Annotated in this window: 20 protein-coding genes; 13 read left to right on the top strand and 7 right to left on the bottom strand. The window is 71.3% G+C overall.

Going from position 1 to position 19,251, the window contains the following annotated elements:
- The 3 genes from ACTIE5_RS29060 to ACTIE5_RS29070 form a co-directional block, all read left to right on the top strand.
- A partial coding sequence (locus tag ACTIE5_RS29060) for a dimethyl sulfoxide reductase anchor subunit family protein (protein WP_439553236.1) occupies positions 1-886 on the top strand: 886 nt, incomplete at its 5' end.
- A gap of 219 nt (positions 887-1,105) precedes the next feature.
- Positions 1,106-2,224, top strand: a complete 1,119-nt coding sequence (locus ACTIE5_RS29065) for a hypothetical protein (protein WP_439553237.1) — start codon at positions 1,106-1,108, stop codon at positions 2,222-2,224.
- 139 nt (positions 2,225-2,363) lie between these two features.
- Entirely contained in the window at positions 2,364-2,522 is a 159-nt protein-coding gene (locus ACTIE5_RS29070) for a peptide chain release factor 1 (protein ID WP_439553238.1), read from the top strand.
- Positions 2,523-2,550: 28 nt separating this feature from the next.
- Here the strand turns inward: ACTIE5_RS29070 and ACTIE5_RS29075 are convergent, their stop codons facing one another.
- The 6 genes from ACTIE5_RS29075 to ACTIE5_RS29100 form a co-directional block, all read right to left on the bottom strand.
- Complete coding sequence (locus ACTIE5_RS29075; RefSeq protein WP_439553257.1) at positions 2,551-3,288, bottom strand: TlyA family RNA methyltransferase; 738 nt, start codon at positions 3,286-3,288, stop codon at positions 2,551-2,553.
- A gap of 226 nt (positions 3,289-3,514) precedes the next feature.
- Positions 3,515-5,437 (bottom strand): 1-deoxy-D-xylulose-5-phosphate synthase, encoded by a 1,923-nt coding sequence (gene dxs, locus ACTIE5_RS29080; protein WP_439553239.1) that lies wholly within the window; start codon positions 5,435-5,437, stop codon positions 3,515-3,517.
- A gap of 5 nt (positions 5,438-5,442) precedes the next feature.
- On the bottom strand, positions 5,443-6,354 hold the full coding sequence (locus ACTIE5_RS29085) for a polyprenyl synthetase family protein (RefSeq protein ID WP_439553240.1): 912 nt from the start codon (positions 6,352-6,354) through the stop codon (positions 5,443-5,445).
- 11 nt (positions 6,355-6,365) lie between these two features.
- The gene (locus ACTIE5_RS29090) at positions 6,366-6,620 is read right to left on the bottom strand and encodes an exodeoxyribonuclease VII small subunit (RefSeq protein ID WP_439553241.1); all 255 of its coding nucleotides are present in this window, start codon (positions 6,618-6,620) and stop codon (positions 6,366-6,368) included.
- Positions 6,621-6,781: 161 nt separating this feature from the next.
- Positions 6,782-7,711: a histone deacetylase family protein gene (locus tag ACTIE5_RS29095; RefSeq protein WP_439553242.1), complete on the bottom strand. Its 930-nt coding sequence runs from the start codon at positions 7,709-7,711 to the stop codon at positions 6,782-6,784.
- Between the two features lie 27 nt (positions 7,712-7,738).
- Positions 7,739-7,972 carry a sulfurtransferase TusA family protein gene (locus ACTIE5_RS29100; RefSeq protein ID WP_439553243.1) on the bottom strand — a complete coding sequence of 78 codons (234 nt, stop codon included), beginning with the start codon at positions 7,970-7,972 and terminating at the stop codon, positions 7,739-7,741.
- An 83-nt stretch (positions 7,973-8,055) separates the two neighbouring features.
- Between ACTIE5_RS29100 and ACTIE5_RS29105 the strand changes: the two genes are divergently transcribed.
- The 4 genes from ACTIE5_RS29105 to ACTIE5_RS29120 all read left to right on the top strand — a co-directional run bounded on the left by ACTIE5_RS29105 (position 8,056) and on the right by ACTIE5_RS29120 (position 11,534).
- On the top strand, positions 8,056-8,940 hold the full coding sequence (locus ACTIE5_RS29105; protein ID WP_439553258.1) for an ROK family protein: 885 nt from the start codon (positions 8,056-8,058) through the stop codon (positions 8,938-8,940).
- 2 nt (positions 8,941-8,942) lie between these two features.
- A complete protein-coding gene (locus tag ACTIE5_RS29110) occupies positions 8,943-9,329 on the top strand; it encodes a hypothetical protein (RefSeq protein ID WP_439553244.1) in 387 nt (128 codons plus the stop codon).
- Between the two features lie 3 nt (positions 9,330-9,332).
- Entirely contained in the window at positions 9,333-10,610 is a 1,278-nt protein-coding gene (locus ACTIE5_RS29115; RefSeq protein WP_439553245.1) for a DNA polymerase IV, read from the top strand.
- A 282-nt stretch (positions 10,611-10,892) separates the two neighbouring features.
- Positions 10,893-11,534 (top strand): hypothetical protein, encoded by a 642-nt coding sequence (locus ACTIE5_RS29120; RefSeq protein ID WP_439553246.1) that lies wholly within the window; start codon positions 10,893-10,895, stop codon positions 11,532-11,534.
- Here ACTIE5_RS29120 and mmsB read toward each other — a convergent pair.
- Positions 11,509-12,423, bottom strand: coding sequence for a 3-hydroxyisobutyrate dehydrogenase (mmsB, locus tag ACTIE5_RS29125; protein ID WP_439553247.1), 915 nt, complete (start codon positions 12,421-12,423; stop codon positions 11,509-11,511). The two genes, ACTIE5_RS29120 and mmsB, sit on opposite strands and share 26 nt — an antisense overlap.
- 1,018 nt (positions 12,424-13,441) lie before the next feature.
- On the opposite strand from mmsB, the gene ACTIE5_RS29130 reads away from it, so the two are divergent.
- The 6 genes from ACTIE5_RS29130 to ACTIE5_RS29155 all read left to right on the top strand — a co-directional run bounded on the left by ACTIE5_RS29130 (position 13,442) and on the right by ACTIE5_RS29155 (position 19,180).
- Complete coding sequence (locus ACTIE5_RS29130) at positions 13,442-13,762, top strand: hypothetical protein (protein WP_439553248.1); 321 nt, start codon at positions 13,442-13,444, stop codon at positions 13,760-13,762.
- Positions 13,763-14,404: 642 nt separating this feature from the next.
- Positions 14,405-15,217 carry a family 16 glycosylhydrolase gene (locus ACTIE5_RS29135; protein WP_439553249.1) on the top strand — a complete coding sequence of 271 codons (813 nt, stop codon included), beginning with the start codon at positions 14,405-14,407 and terminating at the stop codon, positions 15,215-15,217.
- A 234-nt stretch (positions 15,218-15,451) separates the two neighbouring features.
- Positions 15,452-16,996: an alkaline phosphatase D family protein gene (locus tag ACTIE5_RS29140; protein WP_439553250.1), complete on the top strand. Its 1,545-nt coding sequence runs from the start codon at positions 15,452-15,454 to the stop codon at positions 16,994-16,996.
- Positions 16,993-17,697 (top strand): hypothetical protein, encoded by a 705-nt coding sequence (locus ACTIE5_RS29145; RefSeq protein WP_439553251.1) that lies wholly within the window; start codon positions 16,993-16,995, stop codon positions 17,695-17,697. Before ACTIE5_RS29140 ends, ACTIE5_RS29145 begins: the two co-directional genes overlap by 4 nt.
- Before the next feature lie 129 nt (positions 17,698-17,826).
- The gene (locus tag ACTIE5_RS29150; protein WP_439553252.1) at positions 17,827-18,405 is read left to right on the top strand and encodes a hypothetical protein; all 579 of its coding nucleotides are present in this window, start codon (positions 17,827-17,829) and stop codon (positions 18,403-18,405) included.
- Between the two features lie 37 nt (positions 18,406-18,442).
- Positions 18,443-19,180 carry a transglycosylase SLT domain-containing protein gene (locus ACTIE5_RS29155; protein ID WP_439553253.1) on the top strand — a complete coding sequence of 246 codons (738 nt, stop codon included), beginning with the start codon at positions 18,443-18,445 and terminating at the stop codon, positions 19,178-19,180.
- The last annotated feature ends 71 nt before the right edge of the window (positions 19,181-19,251 follow it).

Raw genomic sequence — 19,251 nt, forward strand, 5'->3', positions numbered from 1 at the left:
CGGGCTGCTGTTCTGGCTCGGTGTGCTGCGGCCGCTGCGGCTGCTGCCGGCCAGCCCCAGCTTCGCCATGGTCGCGCTGGTGCTGGCGCTGCTGCTGATCACGCTCGGGCTCGCTTCCTCCCTCCTGCATCTCGGCCGGCCGGAACGCGCCTGGCGGGCGCTGTCGCAATGGCGGTCCTCCTGGCTGTCGCGGGAAGGCGTCGCCGCCATCGCGACCTACATCCCCGCCGTGGTGTTCGGCTTCGCCTTGCTGACGGACCGCCCGGGCCTCGCCACCGTCGCCAGCATGGCGGCGGCCATCGGCGCGGCGATCACGGTATGGTGCACGGGGATGATCTACGCCTCCCTCAAGCCCATCCGGCAGTGGCACCACCCCAGCGTCGCGCCGGGCTACATGCTCTATGCCGGCTTCACCGGGGCCATGCTGCTGGCGGCGATCGGCGCGCTGGCGGGCCGCCCCATCGTGCCGGCCATGCTCTCCATCCTGCTCGCCATCGGCGCGCTCTCCGCCAAGCGCGCCTATTGGCAGATGATCGACGCGCCGAAGCCCGCCACGGCGCCGACCATCGAATCCGCCACCGGCCTTGGCGCCATCGGCCGCACGCGCCCGCTGGACCCGCCGCATACCGAACAGAACTGGCTGCTGCGGGAGATGGCATTCCGGCTCGGCCGCAAGCACCGGGACAAGCTGCGCAGCCTGGTCCAGGCGGGCTTCCTCGCCACCATCCCGCTGGCCCTGCTGTCCATGATCGCGGGCGGGCCGATCGGCGCCCTGCTGATGATCCTCGCCGCCCTCTCGGCCTTCGCCGCCATGCTCGCCGAACGCTGGCTGATGTTCGCGGAGGCCACCCACACCGTGACGCTGTATTACAACGCGGAAAGCTGAAGCCGCCCCTTCCCCCCGCGCGGCTGATTTCGGCGGAAACCCGCGTCCGTCGGAAAACCTGCTGTGAATTGTAAGCTTGACGGTCCCCCCCTCGGCAGCGTTAGGGATGATCACACATCGTTCACGGGGCGCGTCATGCCATTTGCCGATCAGCGGCCCTCGCCGGCCGTCCTGGATCGCTTCCGTTCGCTCTGCGGTGCGCGGCTCTGGGCGAAACGCATGAACGAGATCTCGCAGCGCGCCCGCCAGGCCAGCCAGACCGGCCGCGCCGCGCAGCAGCGGCACGCCCTTGAACTCGCCCTCGCCCGCCTGGCGGACCCCACCGCGATGGCCCGCGCCAACCAGGCGGAACGCCGCATCATCGGCTTCGCCCGTGAAGCCGTGGCGCTGGCGGAGACCCTGCCCTCCCCCCGCCGCAACCGCCTGCGCGAACAGCTTGAAGTCGGGCTGACCGGCGAAGCCACCCTCGTCCCCCTCTTCCACCTGCTGCACACCGCGGCCCTCGCCCGGACCCGCGGCTTCACCGTGGACTACACGGGCCTGACGGACGAAACGCCGCACGACCTGGTCATCACCCGCCAGGGCGTCAGCGCGGAAGTGGTCTGCGAAACCGTCTCCGCCGAGGAAGGCCGCCCCGTGCATCGCGGCGACTGGTGCCAGCTGGTGGACCGGGTGAACCCGGACCTGCAGACCTGGCTCGCCGCCCATCCCGGGCGCTACCTCCTCAAGATGACGCTGCCGGCGGGGATGGCGACCGACGAACAGGTCTCCGAGCTTCATCGCAAGATCGCCGGGCTCCTCCAGGCCGAGCGTCGCCAGGACTCCAGCGCCGACGCCATCCTGAAGCTCGACCCGCTCGTCCTTGCCGGCGCCCAGGCCGCGGGCCAGGGCCTGCCCGCCCAGCTTCGCGCGCAGTTCGGGGATGAAGCGCACCTCGCCGTCACGGCCATGCCCGGCGGCGGATCGGTCTTCGTCATGGCCGCCCGCGCGGGGCAGGAGAACAGCATCGCCGCCGCCGTCGCCCGCCGCTGCGGCCTGGTGGCCCCCAGCCGCCTGAGCGGCGAGAACCCCGGCATCCTGGCCATGCTGGTGGAGGATGTGGACCGCGCGGAATGGCGTGGGCTGCGCGAACGCCTGGAACTGGAAGGCGCCGCCCGCCGCTGGATGACGGACCCCGCCGCCCGGCATGTCGTCGCCGTCACCTGCGCCAGCCGGATGGAATTGTTCGGCGTCGCGCCGCCCGATGCCGCGCCGGATGGCGAACTGCGCTTCCGCAACCCCGGCCACCCCGCCGGCAAGCACCCAGCCCTGGCCCCGGCGGTCGTCTCCTCACCCTGATCGCGAAATCTTGAGGGCCAGGCGTCAACGCAACCGCCACCAGGAAGCCACGTTCGTGCTGTTGTATCGCGGTGCAGCATCCCCGCCGGGCGCGAACCCGGTGGTGCCGTGCCGGGGACTCCCACAGCAGGAACGCCCGATGACCGAGCGAGAGTTCGAGAGCAAGCTGGCGGAACTCGACCGCCTGTTGAACGACCCCGAAATCCGCATGGACGCGCATCGCGTCTGGGCGCTGCTGGCTGAACTCAGCGCCAAGGCGCGGATCAGCCCCGGCTACTTCGGTACCGCGGCGGCCTGAACAAAGGGTTAACGCCTAACCCTTGGCGCTACCCCTTCCGGGCGGCGATCAGGAATTCCCGGTTCCCCTCAGGGCCCAGCAGCGGGCTCGGCTCCACGCCCAGCACCGTCCAGCCCGGCAGCCCCGCCCACCAGTTGCGGATGGTGCCGCAGACATTGGCGTGCACCTGCGCATCCCGCACCACGCCGCCCTTGGCGACATTCGGCCCGACCTCGAATTGCGGCTTGATCAGCGCCACCGCCCAGGCCCCCTTCGCCGCCAGGTCGAGCGCCGGCGGCAGCACCGTCCGCAATCCGATGAAGCTGGCATCGCAGACCACCGCGCCCGGCGCCTCCGGAATCGTGGACTGGTCCAGGTAGCGGGCATTCACCCGCTCCATCACCACCACCCGCGGATCATTGCGCAGCTTCCACGCCAACTGCCCATGCCCCACATCCACGGCGAAGACCTTGGCCGCCCCGTGATGCAGCAGCACATCCGTGAAACCCCCGGTGGAGGACCCCACATCCACCGCCACAAGCCCCTTCGCCACCAGGCCGAAATGCTCGATCGCATGGGCCAGCTTCACGCCACCGCGCGACACCCAGGGATGATCCTGCCCCCGGACCTCCAGCGCCTGACCCTCCCGGATCTGATCCCCCGCCTTGGTGACCCGCGCCTCGCCGGAAAACACCTTCCCCGCGAGAATGAGCGCCTGCGCCCGCGTCCGACTCTCGGCCAGGCCGCGGTCAACGAGGGCCTGGTCGGCGCGCTGCTTGGTGGTCAGGACGGAAGCAGCAGGGGGCGTTGCCCCCCGCACCCCCCACCAGGAGCCAGTGGGCTCCTGGACCTCGTGTTGATGGGATCAGGGGAGAGGGGCCGGAACGCGAACGTGCTGAGAGGTCCCGCAGGCCCCTCTCCCCTGATCCCATAAAAGGGGTTCCAAGGGGCCGCTGTCCCTTGGCAGGGGAGCGCGAGGGGACAGCGTCCCCTCGCTACCACCGTGCCGCCCATCACGCCCGCGCCGGCTGGGCCTTGGCTTCCGCGACGCCGAGGGCCGCGAGGGCCGTGGCCGTGATGTGGCGGGCGTTCAGCCCGGCCTGGTCGTATTGGACCTTCGGCGCCGCGTGGTCGATGAAGGTGTCGGGCAGGACCATCGGCCGGAAGCGCGTCTGCCCGTCGAGCAGGCCCTTCCCCAGCAGGTGGTGCGCCACCTGGGTGCCGAAGCCGCCGATGGAGCCTTCCTCGATGGTGATGAGGACGGCGTGTTCCCGCGCCAGGCGTTCGATGAGTTGGGTATCGAGCGGCTTGGCGAAGCGCGCATCGGCCACGGTGCAGGTGAAGCCCTGCGCGCCGAGTTCATCCGCCGCCTTCATGCATTCGCCGAGGCGCGTGCCGTAGGACAGCAGCGCCACCGCGTTGCCTTCCCGCAGGATGCGCCCGCGCCCGATTTCGAGCGGCGTGCCGCGCGCCGGCACGGCGACGCCGGTGCCCTCTCCGCGGGGGTAGCGGAAGGCGCTGGGCCGGTCGTCGATCACGGCGGCGGTCGCGACCATATGGGCGAGTTCGGCTTCGTCGGCAGCCGCCATCAGCACCATGTTCGGCAGGCAGCCGAGATAGGCGACGTCGAAGCTGCCGGCATGGGTGGCGCCGTCCGCGCCCACCAGTCCTGCGCGGTCCATGGCGAAGCGCACGGGCAGCGATTGCAGCGCCACGTCATGCACCACCTGGTCGTAGGCGCGCTGGAGGAAGGTGGAATAGATCGCGACGAAGGGCTTGAGGCCTTCCGTCGCCATGCCCGCCGCGAAGGTGACGGCGTGCTGTTCGGCGATGCCGACATCGAAGCAGCGCTTCGGGAAGCGCTTGGCGAAGGCGTCGAGCCCCGTGCCCGCCGGCATGGCCGCGTTGACGGAGACGATGCGGTCATCGGCCTCGGCTTCCGCGATCAGGGCGTTGGCGAAGACCTTGGTGTAGCTGGGCGGTCCGGGGGGCGCCTTAGCCTGCTCGCCGGTGACGACGTTGAACTTGGCGACGCCGTGATACTTGTCGGCGCTGGCTTCGGCGGGCGCGTAGCCCTTGCCCTTCTGCGTCACGACATGCAGCAGGATCGGCTGGCCTTCCTCCGCGTCGCGCAGGTTACGCAGCACGGGCAGCAGGTGGTCGAGGTCATGCCCGTCGATCGGGCCGACATAGTAGAAGCCCAGTTCCTCGAACAGCGTGCCGCCGGTCAGCAGCCCGCGCGCGAATTCCTCGGCGCGGCGCGCGGTGCGCTCGATCGGGCGCGGGAAGCGCTTGGCCAGGCGTCCCATCACGTCCCGCAGCGACAGGAAGGGGCGGGAGGAGATGAGGCGCGACAGATAGGCCGACATGGCGCCGACGGGCGGCGCGATCGACATGTCGTTGTCGTTCAGGATGACGATGAGGCGCGCCCGCTCCGCCCCCGCATTGTTCATCGCCTCATAGGCCATGCCGGCGGACATGGACCCATCGCCGATCACCGCGATCACCTGCCGGTCATCGCCCTTGATATCGCGGGCCATCGCCATGCCGAGGCCGGCGGAGATGGACGTGGATGAGTGCGCTGCACCAAACGGGTCGTATTCGCTTTCCGTCCGGCGGGTGAAGCCGGAAAGCCCGCCTTCCGTGCGCAGCGTGCGGATGCGGTCGCGCCGCCCGGTCAGGATCTTGTGGGGGTAGGCCTGGTGGCCGACGTCCCAGATCAGCCGGTCCTGCGGCGTGTCGAAGATCGCGTGGATCGCGACCGTCAGTTCCACCACGCCGAGTGAGGCACCGAGATGCCCGCCGGTCTGGGAGACGGCATGGATCGTCTCCGCCCGCAATTCCTCGGCCAGCTGCTTCAGCTGGTCCCCGGACAGGTTCTTCATGTCCGACGGGTATCGGACGCGGTCCAGCAGGGGGGTGGCGGGTGGCGCCATGGTTTTCAGCTCTTCCTCTCGATGGTGTAGGCGGCGAGGCCGCGCAACAGATCGGCACGATCCCCGAAACTGTCGAGGTGCTGCCCCGCCTGCGCGACCAATCGTTCCGCCTGCAACCGGGCCCGCTCGATGCCGAGCAGGCCGACCAGCGTGGCCTTCCCGGCCTCCGCATCCTTGCCGGTCCGCTTGCCGGTGTCTTCCGCGGACGCCGTGGCGTCCAGTAGATCATCCGCGATCTGGAAGGCCGCGCCGACATCCCGGCCGTAGGCCGCCAGCGACAGGCGCTGGGACATGGGCGCCTTGCCGAGGATGGCGCCGGCTTCCGCCGAGAATTCGATCAGCCTGCCGGTCTTCAGCAGTTGCAGCCGCCCAACGGCGGCCTCGTCCAGCGGTTCCCCGGCCTGTTCGGCCAGCATGTCCAGCATCTGCCCGCCGCACATGCCCCGCGCCCCGGCCGCGCGGGCCAGGCAGCGCACCAGTTCGACGCGCACGGCGGGGTCGGGATGCGTGTCCTCATCCGCCAGCGTGCCGAAGGCCAGCGTCTGCAGCGCATCGCCGGCGATGATGGCGGTCGCCTCGTCGAAGGCCTTGTGGACGGTGGGCTTGCCGCGGCGGAGGTCGTCATCGTCCATCGCGGGCAGGTCGTCATGCACGAGCGAATAGGCGTGCAGCATCTCGATCGCCGCGGCCACGCGCAGCGCCGCCTGGCGGGAAGCGTTGAACTGGCGGGCGCCTTCCAGCACCAGGAAACCCCGCATCCGCTTGCCGCCGCCGATCACGGCGTAGCGCATGGCGGCCAGCAGCGGCGCTTCCGGGCCTTCGGCCGGCGGCATGATGTGGTCCAGCGTATGGTCGATCTCCGCCGCGGCCTGGGCCAGGGCGTCCTTCAGCGCGGTGTCCTGCACGGAACCAGCCATCAGGCCCACCGTCACGACAGCTCGCGCAGGCCGGCGGCTTCGCCCGCGCCCGCTTCCACGATCTTCTGCACCTTGGCCTCGGCGTCCGACAGCTTCGCCTCGCAATGCCGGCGCAACTCGGCCCCCCGCTGATACGCCGCCACCGCTTCCTCCAGCTTCCCCTTGCCGCCTTCGAGGTCCTTCACGATCCCCTCCAGCTCCTGCAGCGCCTCCTCGAATGACAGGGAGGCGACCGGCTTTGCCGTGTCAGGTTTAGTTGACGTCATATCGGGCATCCTGGGAAGAAGAAACATGAAGCCCCGGGTCGACCGGACGGGGCTGGGGCCAGAAATCAGCGGTTTGCTGGGATATTCTCCCGTTCACCCTTCCGCAATGGGAAGGAATCGAGGGGTGTCAACCCAGCCTGTCACTTCACCGGAATCGGTCCTCAAGCCTGCATCAGGGCGCGCACATGCACGGCCGTGGAGGCCGCCAGCGCCTCCAGGTCGTAGCCGCCTTCCAGCAGGCTGACCACCTTGCCCCCGCAGGCGCGGTCCGCCAGGCGGCACAGTTCCTCGGTCAGCCAGGCGAAATCGGCCTCCCGCACCCGAAGCTGCGCCAGCGGGTCCCGCGCATGGGCGTCGAAGCCGGCGGAGATGATGATGAGGCCGGGGCGGAAGGCTTCCAGCGCGGGCAGCAGCGTCTCCGCCCAGGCGGCCCGGAAGGCCGCGCCATCGGCCCCGGGCGGCAGGGGCGCGTTGACGATGTTGCCCACGCCGGTCTCATGCGCCTCCCCCGTCCCGGGGTAGCAGGGCGATTGGTGGCTGCTGGCGTAGAACAGGCTGGCATCGGCCTCAAAGCAGGCCTGGGTGCCGTTGCCGTGGTGCACGTCGAAATCCACCACGCCCACGCGTTCCACCCCATGCGCGGCCTGCGCGTGGCGCGCGGCGACGGCGGCATTGGCAAACAGGCAGAAGCCCATGGGGCGGTTGGGCTCGGCATGGTGGCCGGGCGGGCGCACGGCGCAGAAGACGCGCCGCACCTCTCCCCGGCAGACCGCGTCCACCCCCGCCACGCCGGCGCCCGCCGCCCGCAGCGCCGCCTCCGCGCTGCCCCAGCTCATCACCGTGTCGCCATCCAGCGCCACGCTGTCATCGGGTTCCGGCCGGATGCCGAGGATCGCGTCCACATAGCCCTGCGGATGCACGCGGATCAGCTGTTCCACCGTCGCCTGCGGCGCCTCGTCCCGGATCAGGTCGGAGAATTCCTCCTGGTCCAGCGCCTTCAGCACGGCGCGGAGGCGATCCGGGCATTCAGGGTGGTGCGGCCCGGGGTCGTGGTGGAGGCAGGCCCGGTGGCTTAGCAGCAGCACGCTCATTGCTCGTCTCCCCCCGCCGCGGAGTCGCTAGCTGTCTTCGCGCTTGCGCAGCGTGAAGCGGTAGACGCCCTTATCCTCGGAAAACCCCACCAGCGCGTGCCCCGTCTCCGCGGCATAGGCGCGGAAATCCTTCACGCTCGCGGGGTCTGTCGCCAGCACGGTCAGCCGCGCCCCGGCGGCCAGGGATCGCAGGGCCTTGTTGGCCTTCAGCACGGGCAGCGGGCAGGTCAGCCCCTGCACATCCAGCAATGTCTCGCTCATCCCCTGATTCCACCACCTGCGCCGCGCCAGGGCAAGCGCGCCTGTTCTTGATTCGTAGCCTCCGCCCCGCCACCCTGGGTGGCATGACCTGGCGCATCGGCATCGACCTCGGCGGCACCAAGACGGAAATCGCGCTGCTGGACCCCGGCGGCGCCATCCGCCTGCGTCGCCGCGCCCCCACCCCCGCCGGCTACGCCGCCACCATCGCCCAGATCGCCGCCATGGTCGCGGCGGCCGAGGCCGAGGCCGAGGCCGGCCAGACCGCCACGGTAGGAATCGGCATCCCGGGCAGCGAGAACCCGGTCACGGGCCTGATCCGCGGCGCCAATTCCACCTGCCTCAACGGCCAGCCGCTGGGCCGGGACCTCGCCGCCGCCATCGGCCGGCCCGTCCGCCTGGCCAATGACGCCAATTGCCTGGCGATGAGCGAATTCCACGACCGCCCGGGATCGGGCTTCGCCGTCATCCTCGGCACGGGCGTCGGCGGCGGCCTGGTCGTGGAAGGGCGCCTCGTGCAGGGGCGCAACCGCGTGGCCGGCGAATGGGGCCACAACCCGCTGCCCTGGATGACCGCCGCCGAACACCCCGGCCCCGCCTGCTGGTGCGGCCAGCGCGGCTGCATCGAGAGCTTCCTCTGCGGCCCGGCGCTGGCCGCCGATGCCGATGGTCCCGGCGCGCGCGATGCCAGCCAGCTTCCCGCCCGCGCCGCCGCCGGCGATGCGGTGGCGCAGGCGGCGCTCGACCGCCACGCGGAACGCCTGGCCCGGGCACTCGCCGCCGTCATCAACCTGCTGGACCCGGAGGTGATCGTGCTGGGCGGCGGCCTGTCCAACATGGCGCATCTGTACCGCGACCTGCCCCGCCTCATCCCCCGCCACGTCTTCTCCGACCTCTGCACCACGACAATCGAGCCTGCGCGCCATGGCGACAGCTCCGGCGTGCTCGGCGCGGCGCGGCTCTGGGACTGACGATGCCGGTCGCCGCGGGCTGCTTCTGGTTCGCGGCCATCTTCGCCCTCGGCTTCCTGCTCGGCCCGATCCGGATCCTGGTGCTGGAACCCCACCTCGGCCCCGCCGGCGCGGTGGCGGTGGAGGCCGTGCCCATGCTGGCCGGGATGATCGCCCTGGCCCCCTGGGTAGCCCGGCTGTTCGACGTGCCGGCCGCATGGCGCCCCAGGCTGACGATGGGTCTCACGGGGCTGGCGCTGACGGTGGCGGCCGAAACCGCGCTGGCGGCGCTGCTGCGCGGCAGCGGGCCCGGCTTCTGGCTGGACCGCGCCACCACGCCGGATGGCTGGATCTACCTCGGCCTCCTCGCCGCCTTCGCCCTCATGCCGCTGCTGCGCGGGGGCGGCTGAACCATGCCGAGCCTCTGCCGCGACTGCTTCTGGATGGCGGATGCCACCCGCGCGGCCCCCTGCCCTGCCTGCGGGTCACGCCGCCTCGTCTCCCACCCCGCGCTCTTCACCCTCTCGGTCGCGCATGTCGATTGCGACGCCTTCTATGCCAGCGTGGAGAAGCGGGACCGCCCCGAACTGGCCACCCGCCCCGTCATCATCGGTGGCGGGCGGCGCGGCGTGGTGGCCGCCGCCTGCTACATCGCCCGCACCAGCGGCGTGCGCAGCGCCATGCCCATGTTCAAGGCCCTCGCCGCCTGCCCGGACGCCGTCGTCATCAAGCCCGACATGGCGAAATACGTGGCCGCCGCCCGCCAGGTGCGCGACCTCATGGAAAGCCTCACCCCCCTGGTGCAGCCGCTCTCGATCGACGAGGCCGTGCTGGACCTCTCGGGGACCGAGGCCCTGCACCGCGCGCCCCCCGCCGCCACCCTGGCCCGCTTCGCGCGCGAGGTGGAGCGCCTGGTCGGCATCACCGTCTCCATCGGCCTGGCCCCCAACCGCCTGCTGTCGAAACTCGCCGCGGAACGGGACAAGCCCCGCGGCTTCGCGGTGCTGGGGCAGGAGGAAGCGCGCGAATGGCTCGCCACCCAGCCCGTCACGCTTCTGCCTGGCGTCGGCCCCGCACTGGCCCGCCGGTTGGAGGCTTCCGGCTTCACCCGACTGGGCCAGTTGGCGCTGCTCGACCCCCGCGACGCCGCGAAGCGCTTCGGGGAGGACGGCCCCGGCCTCGCCGCCCGCGCGCGCGGGGAGGACAACCGCCGCATCGACCCGGCGCGGGAGGCGAAGAGCATCTCCGCCGAGACCACCTTCGACACCGACCTGCGCGACCTGGCCGCGCTGGAAGCCCCCCTCTGGCGGCTCTGCGAGAAGCTCGGCCGCCGCCTGGCGGAAAAGGGCCTGGCGGCCTCCGGCGTGGTCCTCAAGCTCAAGACCGCGCAGTTCCAGACCCGCACCCGCAATGTCCGCCTGCCCCGGCCGACGAAGCTGCCCGAGACCCTGTTCGCCGCCGCGAAACCCCTGCTGGCGAGGGAGGCGACGGGCCCCGCTTTCCGCCTGATCGGCATCGGCGCCCAGCCCCTGGCGCCCGGGGACCAGGCGGATCTGCCGGACCTGGCCGACCCCGACGCCGCCCGCCGCGCGGCGCGCTGGGCGGCGGTGGAGAAGCTGCGCGCCCGCTTCGGGGCGGATGCCATCGGCAGCGGCCGCGGGCTGCTGCCCGGGGGCAAGGACCGGCGCTGAAGCGGATCAAGATGGCGTGATGTCCGCCGGGACGGCAGGCGCCCTTTGCCGGCCCCGCATGCCGGCATCGGATCGTTACTGAAGCGTCATCCCGCTGTTTTCAGGGGGGCGTCCGGACGGCACTGCGGCGGGCGGGACGCTGCCAACCGGCGGGATGTTCCGACCGCGCCCCGAACAACGCCCGGTTGATTTCGGCTGCGCGGAGTCCTTTGTCTCAGCCCGGCCCTCCAGGCCGAACCCCGCCTTCGGCAACTCCTGCTTCACCCGTCGGTTACCCGTCCCGTGCCGCAACGCCGCCAGCCCCCCATCCCCGCCGACGCCGTCGCGCCCGGCATCCGCTTCGGTCGCCTGGTCGTGGCCACCGAAGCCGATCCCTATCTCTGGCGCGGGCGCTTTTCCCGCCGCCGCTGGGCCTGCGACTGCGATTGCGGCGGCAGCGCCGTGGTGCGGGAGGACAGCCTGGCCTCCGGCCACACCACCAGTTGCGGCTGCTGGCGGGACGATGTGGTGCGGGACCGCGCCACGCGGCATGGCGCGCGCAAGAACGACCGGCGGCGCCCCGAATACCAGGCCTGGCAGACCATGCGGCACCGCAGCGGCGATGCCCCGGTCTGCGCCCGCTGGCGCGCCGCCGGCGGCAGGGGGTTCGAGAATTTCCTCGCCGATCTCGGCCGCCGCCCGACCCGCAACCACCGCCTGGTGCGGATCGACCCAGCCCGGCCCTTCGCGCCGGCCAATTGCCGCTGGATGAAAAACCCGCCCCGCGCCGGCGTGCCGCGCCGCCTCATCACCGTGCAGGGCCGCAGGATGACGCTGCGGGAGGCCGCGGCGCAGGCCGGCATCGCCTATGCCACGCTCTGCAAGCGGCTGGAGCGCGGCTGGAGCGCGCGCCGCGCCGTTACTGGTCGCGCAGATATTCGATGATGCCGGAGAAGTCGCGCCCGGCGCCCCCCGCCTCCACGAAGGCGCGGTAAAGCTCCAGCGCCCGCGCCCCCACCGGCGTCGCGACCCCCCCCGCCTCCGCCGCCCCGACGGCCAGGCCGAGGTCCTTCAGCATCAGCGCGGCCGAGAAGCCCGGCTGGTAGCCGCGATTGGCCGGGCTGCCCGGCACGGGGCCGGGAACGGGGCAATAGGTCGTCAGGCTCCAGGACTGGCCGGAGGATTTGGCCGCCACGTCGAACAGCGCCTGGTGCGACAGGCCGAGGCTTTCGGCCAGCACGAAGGCTTCCGCCGTCACGATCATCGTCGCCGCCAGCATCATGTTGTTGCAGGCCTTGGCCGCCTGGCCGGCGCCCGCGCCGCCGCAATGGATCACCGCGCGGCCCATCTGCTGCAGGATCGGCTCGGCCTGCGCGAAGGCGGCGTCATCCCCGCCCACCATGAAGGTCAGCGTCGCGCCCTCCGCCCCCATCACGCCGCCGGAGACGGGGGCATCGAGGAAGGCGCGCCCGCATCCCTCCGCCACCGCCCGCGCGGTCGCGACATCGATGGTGGAGCAATCCACCAGCACGGCATGGGGTGGCGAGGCCGCGGCGATGCCCCCCGCGCCCAGCACGGCATCCCGCACATGCTGCCCGGCCGGCAGCATGGTGATGACGAAATCCGCCCCCGTCGCCGCATCCGCCGCGCTGCCGGCCGCCCGCGCGCCGGGGACGCCCGCCATGGCGGCGGCCGACAGGTCGAAGCACGCGACCTCATGCCCCGCCTTCACCAGATTGCGCGCCATCGGCGCGCCCATGTTGCCGAGGCCGATGAATCCGATCCGGGCCATGCGCGGCTCCCTCCCGATGCGTTGATGGGGCGACTGTCCCACAGGGTGCGGCGGGCGACCACCGAGGGGGAGTGTCGAGGGGTAGCACAGGCCAACATAGGAAAATTATCTTGCAAAGATGCCTGTTCGGTGCGATGAAGGTCCTGCCTTGCCTCGGACCTTGTCCCGGTCGTCCGCGTGGGACTGGAACGGTACGAGGCTGCACCGTAGGCCGCTCCGGGCGCCCGTCATCGACGGACCTTTCGGGTCACCGCTCCAAGGCCGCTTGCATGCCGGGCGCAAACTCCCGGCTTCGTTTCTTTCACGGCGATCGCCGCCGGGCTTTCGCGATACTGCCGCGGCGCCAGTCCGGACGCTCGAACCGGTCGAGCGCCCGGTCCGCTGGCACCAAACGCTGCCTGGCAGGCCTACCCGTTCGGCCGGGATGCACGGTCGCGGATACGTCACGAAAAGGTGATTAATTACAGATCATTAACAAGTTGAACGGCGATCGGCGCCCCGCATTTTCATTACGAAACCCAATCATCGTCATGACCAGACCGTTACATCCCGCTCGCCAGGAAGAAGTCGCAGTCCATCGGATGGTCGAACTGGCCGCCGATGCGTTCGCGCACCTGCCCCCCCCGTGTCGCGCTCGAAAAAGCCGCCGGCATTCATGCCACAGCCTGGCGCTGGATCATCGTCGGTCCGGAAACGGATCCGAAGCTGATGCTGCTAGGCAAGCGCTGACGACGGCCACCCAAGAAGGGCTGGAGGGTGCGCTCAAGTGCAGCATCGCCATGCCCCCCCGGCTCCGTCGCCCCCAAACCGCCACCCGAGATGGGATTTGGCTTGCTGACGGTTTGACGATGCCGGTGGCTGAGGATTCGCGACGGAATTTCCGTCCTGGGAAGGCGGTGGGCGCCGCCGATGCTGGCTGCATCGGCAAGCCCGCTGTCGCGCCCAGAGTGAAAAGCCCAGCGAAACCGACCCGCCGGTGTTCTCAAACCCTCACTGACGATCGACATCCATATTCCCGGCTAGGCTTCCGTCCGGGAACATCCTCCCCAGGGACGCCAACATGACCACCATGCAAGAACAAGCTTCCCGGTTCTGGGAGTATGCCAAGATCGATGACGTAACCTTTCCCAGTTTCCTTGACGCGCTCCACGACCTCACGGAGACGCCCCCCGGCCAGGACGATACCGAGCGCATGCTGCATTTCGTCGGCCTGATGCTCGACCAGGGTTTCGTTGCCGTCACCAGCCCCTATGCCGACCCGCCCAGCGCCCCCTGGTGCGACGGTGACCGCGACGCGGTGCTGCGGCGCATCCGCCGGGAATGGGAGGCCCTCGACCATGAACCCACCTTCCTCGACCTCTGCTGGTTCCACCGGCCCTGACGGCGGCAGGCGGGCTTCTGCCATCGTCATCCCGGGTTTCGCAGCCGTCCGCAAACACCCTAGCCAGAGACTCCGCCATGCCCACCATGAAGGAAAAAGTCGCCGACTGCTGGGAGTATGCCACGGACGTGACGTGACCTTTCCCAGCGTCCTCCACGCGCTCCGCGACCTCGCCGCCCCGCCCCCCCGAAAAGCACGCCCAGGTTGATCAACGATCCGTGTCTTTGGCCCGGGCAACCGCCGGGAAACCGTGTAGAGACACTGGACGGCAACGGGAACGGCAGGCGGCGGCGTCGCTGCCTGCCAGGCCCGGAGCAGGGCTGCCGCGCCACGCCGATGGGCGGCTGACCGAAGGACCACATGCCTGTCCCGAGGGAGGGCATGACGACCATCCCTGGCGCGCCCCGTTGCGCCGGGCACCGCTTCCGCGGTCGCGCCGTGCACGGCACCGCCCGCGAAACGCCCACCACCGACCAGTGCCGCATCACGGCACGACCTGGTTCCGGACAGCCGGGGCCGGGACGCATGCAGCGCGCCCGCCCCCCAGGCTGGCGCGACAGGCTGGGGCGACATGCCGGCGCAACTGGCTGGCGCGACCACGCCACCACGATCCGACGATTTGAATCAAGGGACCTGCAATCCATGGCTGCAAGCGACGCTCTCCACATCACCTTCGACGATGGCTTTGGCTCGATCAGTAACGTCTGGAACGTGGACGCCTCCGTCAGGGGCGAGGTGAGGCTCGCCGGCAATTCGGCGATGATGGAATGGGCCGTGGGGCGCGATGCCGGCCATGGCTACGGCACCTACACCATCAACGCCAAGGCCGAGGGCAACGAGCCCGGGGCCGCCATCGTCTTCTGGCCCGGCGACAACCAATGGCCCGGCCAGGAGATCGACCTGCTCGAGATCACGCCGGACGGCTCCGGCCGCCAGTACGGCACGGTGCACTGGAATGACGGTGGCCACGACGCCTACGAGGCCGTGATCTATGACGGCGACTATGGCGGCAGCTTCCATGACTACACCCTGGTCTGGGAAGCCGACCGCATCACCTTCAAGGTCGACGGCGTCGAGCAGGGCGTCATCACCGACAACGTGCCGGCCGACTTCGCCCATGGCGGCATGAACAACACCATCGGCTTCCTGAACAACAACCCGAGCACCTCCATCACCGTCCGCGACGTGACCTTCACGCCGCAAGGCAGCGCGGCGCCGGCGCAGGCGGCCGCACCCGCGGCGGAGCCGGCCCAGCCTGTGGCCGCCGTTGTGGCGGCGGTGGAGCAGGCCTGGGACGACCACGCCTACCAGCCCGCCGAGGCGCCGGCGGTCTGGGAGGGTGAGTGGCAAGGCGATGCGCGCTTCCAGCCCGGCACGGACGGGATCATCGACTGGGATGCGCTCGCGGCGAAGGTGATGGCCAATTACGAGGCCACCGGCAGCTGGTTCGTCTGAGGACGCCACGCGGCGGCATCCTCGCGATGCCGCCGCCACGGCTTCCCACGCTTCCGCGGGCCGGCCGCCAAGGCCCCCGGTGCCGCGATGCGAGGGGCGGCGCGAATGCCCGCCGAAGGGCCGCCCGCCCCCTGCGAAAACGGTGCTAAAAACGCTAAAAGGGCTAAATCGGGTTAGAAATTGAGGGCTCTCCGCCCCCGTGGCGGCCGGCGCCGAAACGCGGGACAATGCGCCATGCGCCGCCGCACCCTCCTCCTCGCCGCCCCCGCCCTGCGGCTGGCCGCCCCCGCCTTGCGGCTGGCCGCCCCCGCCCTGACCCTGTCGCTGCCGGCGCGCGCCGTCGCGACGACGCCCTTCGCCCTCGGCGTTGCCTCCGGCGACCCAACCCCGGCGGGCTTCGTGATCTGGACGCGGCTGATGCCCGCGCCCGGCGCCGCGCTGGCGGAGCCGGTGCCGGTCGAGTGGGTGGTGGCGGAGGACGAGGCCTTCCGCCGCCCGGTCGCCCGCGGCCAGGCCACGGCCCTGCCCGGGGAGGCCCATTCGATCCATGTCGAGGTCGCGGGCCTGCGCCCCGGCGCCTGGTACCACTACCGCTTCACCGCCCTCGGCGAGGCCAGCCCCACCGGCCGCGCCCGCACCTCCCCCGCCCCCGGGGCGGATCAGCCGCTGCACATCGCCGTCGCCAATTGCCAGCAATACGAACACGGCTTCTACGCCGCCCACCGCCACATCGCGGCCAGCGCGCCGGACCTCGTCGCCTTCCTCGGCGACTATATCTACGAGGCATCCTGGGGCCGGAACCTGGTCCGCCACCACGCCAGCCCCACGGCGCGGACGCTGGAGGATTACCGCGCCCGCTACGCGCTCTATCGCAGTGACCCCGATTTGCAGGCCGCCCATGCCGCCTGCCCCTGGGTCGTCACCTGGGACGACCATGAGGTCTCCAACGACTATGGGGGTGAGATCGGGGAGCGCGAACGCGGCGCCACCTTCCTCGCCCGCCGCGCCGCCGCCTACCAGGCTTTCTGGGAACACATGCCCTTGCCGCGATCGGCCAGGCCCGCCGGCGCCAGCGCCCGCATCCATCGCCGCATCGGCCTGGGATCGCTGGCGCAGATCCATCTGCTGGATGACCGGCAGTACCGCCACCCCCAGGCCTGCCAGCCGCCGGACCGCGGCGGCGCCACCCGCGTCACCTTCGACAATTGCGCGGAACTGGCCGACCCCGCCCGCAGCATCCTGGGCGCGGAGCAGGAAGCCTGGCTCACTGATGGCCTGGCGCGGGAATCCGTCCGCTGGACCCTCATCGCCCAGCAGACCCGCATGGCCCGCCTCGGTGGCCGCCAGACGCCGCCGGTCTATTGGACCGATGGGTGGGACGGCTACCAGCCCGCCCGGGCCCGGCTGCTCTCGCAACTCGCCGCGCGGCGGCGGGACCAGGGCACGCCGCTCGTCCTCGGCGGCGACATCCATGCCTTCATGGCGGCCGAGCTGCGCCCGGATTTCGACCGGCCGGAGACGCCGCCCTGCGCGGTGGAATTCGTCGCCACCTCCATCAGCAGCCAGAACAACGCCCGCTACGCCCTGCCCTTCCCCAACGATCCCCACATCACCTTTGCCGATGCGTCGCGCCGCGGCTGGCTCTCGCTCCGCCTCACGCCGCGGGACGCGGTGGCGACGATGATGGCGGTCGACAACCCGCTGGATGCCGCCAGCGGCGCCTCGCCCCTGGCCCGCTTCGCCGTGGCGCAGGGGCTGCCGAAGCTGGAGGCCGCATGATCTACGCCCGCTCTCGCCGCTTCATCTTCATCCACCTCCACAAGACCGGCGGCACCAGCTTCGAGCAGGGCTATGAGCCCTTCGCCCGCTGGGACGACCTCATCCTCGGCTCCACCCCGCATGGGGAGCAGGCGAGCACCTACTTCCAGCGCCGCTTCGGCCTCTACAAGCATTCCGGCCTGGATGAGATCGAGGCAGCGATGGGGCGGGACGCGCTGGAGGGCATGCGCATCCTGGCCTTCGTCCGCCACCCAAGGGCGCGCGTCGCCAGCCTGTACAACTTCGTCGGCGGCATCGTGCTGGGCTGGGCGGAGAAGAACGGCACGACCCTGCCCGCCATCCGGGCCGATTGGGCGGCGCTCTCCGCCCAGCACGGGCAGCTGCGCTGGCCGGCTTCCCGCGCCTTCATCGAAAGCGAGGATTTCGGCGGCTTCATCCGCAACCGCCATCTGCACTACGACGCCGCCTTCCGGTCCCAGGCCGCCAAGACCCGGACGGAAACCCTGGTGGCGGAGCCGCTGCGGATCGAGGACATGGCCGGCAGCACCGCCCTGCAGGATCTGGTGGACCCGGCCTTCGTGCTGCCCCACGCCAACCGCAGCCATCGCATCCTGATCCGCTCCGCCGACATCACCCCGGCCGACGCGGCCTTCCTGGCCGACCATTTCCGGGACGACATGGCCGCCTTCGGCTACGATTGAGGCGCCTCGTCACAGCCCGACACACGCCGGACACAGTCGCGCCACGCGCAGGCGGCAAACCACCCATGGGCGCCCCGCGCAGTTCGCGTGGTGACAGGGCGGCCCGCCCTCGCCTACAGGAGCCTCGCCATGCCGGGACCCAGACACCTCCTCCCCCTCATCCTGCTCGCCCCGCTCGCCCTCGCCGCGTGCCGGCCGAGCTATTCGGCGGATGACTACGCCACCCGCGCGGTGCAGCAGATGAACCGCGTGGAGCAGGCCGTCATCATCGGGGTGCGCCGCGTGACCGTGACGGCTGAGGGCAGCACCGGCGCCGCCACCGGCGGCGCGGCGGGCGGCATCCTCGGATCCCAGGCGCCAGGCGGGAACATGGCCAGCGCCATCGGCGCGGTCGGCGGCGCGCTGGTCGGCGGCTTGCTCGGCGCCGCCACGGAACGGGTGGCAGGGGACACCACCGCCTTCGAATACATCGCCCGCAAGGAAAACGGCGACCTCTTCACCGTCACGCAGCGGGACACGACGCCGCTCGCGATCGGGCAGCGGGTGCTGATGATCGGCGGCAACCAGGCCCGCATCGTGCCCGACTACACCGCCGCCCCGGCGACCCCCCCGGCGAGCCCGCCCGCCCAGGCGGAGGCCCCGCCCGCCCCCGCCGCCGACCACCCGGCCGCCGAGGCACCCCGCCCGCCGGCCGAACCCATCCTGTAGCCCTCCCGCCTGGCACGCGCCTTGCGCCGTGCCGGGCATGAAGCGCCTCCTCCTCCCCCTGCTGCTGCTTACCCTTCCCGCACCGGCCGCGGCCGAGCCCGGCCGCCTCTGCCGCGGCGCGATCCAGGCGGCGGAACGGGCTTCCGGCATCCCGGCCCACCTGCTGAGCGCCATCGGCCGCGTCGAATCCGGCCGGCGAGACCCCGAGACCGGCGCCTTCCACCCCTGGCCCTGGACCATCAACGCCGAAGGCCGCGGGCAATTCTTCACCACCAAGGCGGCAGCGATTGCCGAGGTGCAGGCACTCCAGGCCCGGGGGGTGCGCTCCATCGATGTCGGCTGCATGCAGGTGAACCTGCGCCACCACCCCAACGCCTTCGCCAACCTCGACGAAGCCTTCGACCCCACCGCGAACGCGAACTACGCCGCCCGCTTCCTGACGGAACTGCAGGCCGCGCGCGGGGGCGACTGGCAGCGCGCCGCCGCCGCCTACCACAGCCAGACCCCCGAATTCGCCGAACCCTACCGCGCCCGCGTCCTGGCCGCCTGGGCGACCGAACAAGGCAACCCCCACCCGCCCGTGACCCCACCAGCCACCACGGCCGCCACCATCGCCCAACCCGGCGGCGGCGGCGGCTTCCTGTCCAACAACGCCGACCGCGCCGCCACCATCGCCAACGCCGGCAACCCCGGCCGAGGCCTCGACGCCTACCGCGGCACGCCGGTCCCCATCGCCAGCCGGACCCCGGCCAGGCTGGCGCTCATCCGTCGGTAGCGGGGGCGGCCCTGGCGGCCTCGGGGAAAGGGCTCCGCCCCTTCCCCGAACCCCTTCCCCGCGAGGGGCCA

The organism is Falsiroseomonas sp. (genome assembly GCF_051859025.1).
Lineage (GTDB): Bacteria > Pseudomonadota > Alphaproteobacteria > Acetobacterales > Acetobacteraceae > Falsiroseomonas.

Excerpts from the sequence above, each read along its gene's own strand:
- ACTIE5_RS29065 (WP_439553237.1), top strand. The coding sequence starts at position 1,106 with ATGAACGAGATCTCGCAGCGCGCCCGCCAGGCCAGCCAGACCGGCCGC.
- ACTIE5_RS29070 (WP_439553238.1), top strand. The coding sequence starts at position 2,364 with ATGACCGAGCGAGAGTTCGAGAGCAAGCTGGCGGAACTCGACCGCCTG.
- dxs (WP_439553239.1), bottom strand. The coding sequence starts at position 5,437 with ATGGCGCCACCCGCCACCCCCCTGCTGGACCGCGTCCGATACCCGTCG.
- ACTIE5_RS29085 (WP_439553240.1), bottom strand. The coding sequence starts at position 6,354 with ATGGCTGGTTCCGTGCAGGACACCGCGCTGAAGGACGCCCTGGCCCAG.
- ACTIE5_RS29090 (WP_439553241.1), bottom strand. The coding sequence starts at position 6,620 with ATGACGTCAACTAAACCTGACACGGCAAAGCCGGTCGCCTCCCTGTCA.
- ACTIE5_RS29095 (WP_439553242.1), bottom strand. The coding sequence starts at position 7,711 with ATGAGCGTGCTGCTGCTAAGCCACCGGGCCTGCCTCCACCACGACCCC.
- ACTIE5_RS29100 (WP_439553243.1), bottom strand. The coding sequence starts at position 7,972 with ATGAGCGAGACATTGCTGGATGTGCAGGGGCTGACCTGCCCGCTGCCC.
- ACTIE5_RS29105 (WP_439553258.1), top strand. The coding sequence starts at position 8,056 with ATGACCTGGCGCATCGGCATCGACCTCGGCGGCACCAAGACGGAAATC.
- ACTIE5_RS29110 (WP_439553244.1), top strand. The coding sequence starts at position 8,943 with ATGCCGGTCGCCGCGGGCTGCTTCTGGTTCGCGGCCATCTTCGCCCTC.
- ACTIE5_RS29115 (WP_439553245.1), top strand. The coding sequence starts at position 9,333 with ATGCCGAGCCTCTGCCGCGACTGCTTCTGGATGGCGGATGCCACCCGC.
- ACTIE5_RS29130 (WP_439553248.1), top strand. The coding sequence starts at position 13,442 with ATGACCACCATGCAAGAACAAGCTTCCCGGTTCTGGGAGTATGCCAAG.
- ACTIE5_RS29135 (WP_439553249.1), top strand. The coding sequence starts at position 14,405 with ATGGCTGCAAGCGACGCTCTCCACATCACCTTCGACGATGGCTTTGGC.
- ACTIE5_RS29140 (WP_439553250.1), top strand. The coding sequence starts at position 15,452 with ATGCGCCGCCGCACCCTCCTCCTCGCCGCCCCCGCCCTGCGGCTGGCC.
- ACTIE5_RS29145 (WP_439553251.1), top strand. The coding sequence starts at position 16,993 with ATGATCTACGCCCGCTCTCGCCGCTTCATCTTCATCCACCTCCACAAG.
- ACTIE5_RS29150 (WP_439553252.1), top strand. The coding sequence starts at position 17,827 with ATGCCGGGACCCAGACACCTCCTCCCCCTCATCCTGCTCGCCCCGCTC.
- ACTIE5_RS29155 (WP_439553253.1), top strand. The coding sequence starts at position 18,443 with ATGAAGCGCCTCCTCCTCCCCCTGCTGCTGCTTACCCTTCCCGCACCG.